This is a genomic window from Paramuribaculum intestinale (assembly GCF_003024925.1).
GTDB lineage: Bacteria > Bacteroidota > Bacteroidia > Bacteroidales > Muribaculaceae > Paramuribaculum > Paramuribaculum intestinale.
Map to the genome: position 1 here is coordinate 1 of NZ_PUED01000350.1, position 1289 is coordinate 1289.

The 1289-nt window shown below is 50.3% G+C and carries 1 protein-coding gene; it reads left to right on the plus strand.

All coding sequences use genetic code 11. The features are described from left to right. Window positions 1-1289 (plus strand): winged helix domain-containing protein (locus C5O24_RS14220; RefSeq protein WP_500690284.1); only part of this gene is annotated, 1289 nt, incomplete at both ends.

Consider the following 1289-nt stretch of genomic DNA (forward strand, 5'->3'; position numbering starts at 1 on the left):
CAATGCCGAAATACAGAAGGTTGAGCAATCCGAGAGTGTGCCATCTACACCCATTCCGGAACAGGCGAAGGAAATAGAAACCGACGGCGGCCCGGATTATTCCGACAATCCCGACCCGCGTCTGTTCGCCTATAACCTTTTCGGAGAACTGGAGCCGAGGGACGCGCCAAAACACCAGCGTCCCGCCGTGCCAAAGAAAGAGAAGGAGGAAAAGCCGGTCGAGAAACCAAAACCGTGGGCTGACTCCAAACCGTTGCCAACAAATAAATTCCGACCGCTCACTGACAAGGAGCTGGAGTTTTACGGTTCTCTGAACTGGGACGATAATCCGCCTATCAACGGGTTCTACGAGGCCATGATGTCAATCGCATACGCCCAGCTTGCAGAGCGTGAGCGTCAGGCGGCTGAAAAAGAAGCTGACAAGGATTATAAATCCGAAACTATCTTCGAGGGCGGCACTGTCATCGAGAAAACCGAGGGCTACTTCATTCCCGGCAGACAGCCAAGAGTGGCGGCGCAAAAGCCGGAGAAGGCCGAGGTGGATATGTCGCCCCGTCCTTTCTCGGAGGATATTCAGTTCTTCCACCACAACGGCAGCATGGTCGTTCAGGACGGCATGGTGGGCTTTCTCTCGGAAGTACGCAAGAATGGTGCTACATTCAATCCATTGGAATTGAAGCCGGAACAGACGAAGCGCGCCATGCTCTATGTAACGCTGTCGGAAACGTATCAGCAACTCTACAACTATGAAGCTGAGACCCATGAACCTTCGGAACATCTGCGCGAACACCTCAATCAGTATTATGATGAGTTTGTGGAGAAATACGGCAACCTAAATGAGAAAAAGAATGTGAAATTTATTTTGATGGACGCCAATGGCAGGGATGCTCTTGCATTAGAGCGCGGCGAGAATGGTCGGTTTGTCAAGGCTGACATTTTCGACCATCCGGTGTCGTTTGCCGTTGACGAGGTGACTTCGGTGGATACACCGTTGGAGGCACTGACCGCATCGCTCAATAAATACGGTGTAGTCAACCTTGAATATATGTCATCGCTTGTGGATATGGATGAGGATTCATTGGTAGATAACCTTGAAGGCCACATATATTATAATCCGCTTGTCAGCAGCTATGAGGTCAAAGACCGTTTTATCGCCGGAAATGTAGTGGCAAAAGCTGGTAATGTCAGGGCATGGATTAACCATGAGGAAGAACGGATAAAAGACTTCCCCGGATATGACGGCGTAGAGCCATTTATCGCCTTGTCGAAAGATTCGCTCAAAGCGTTGG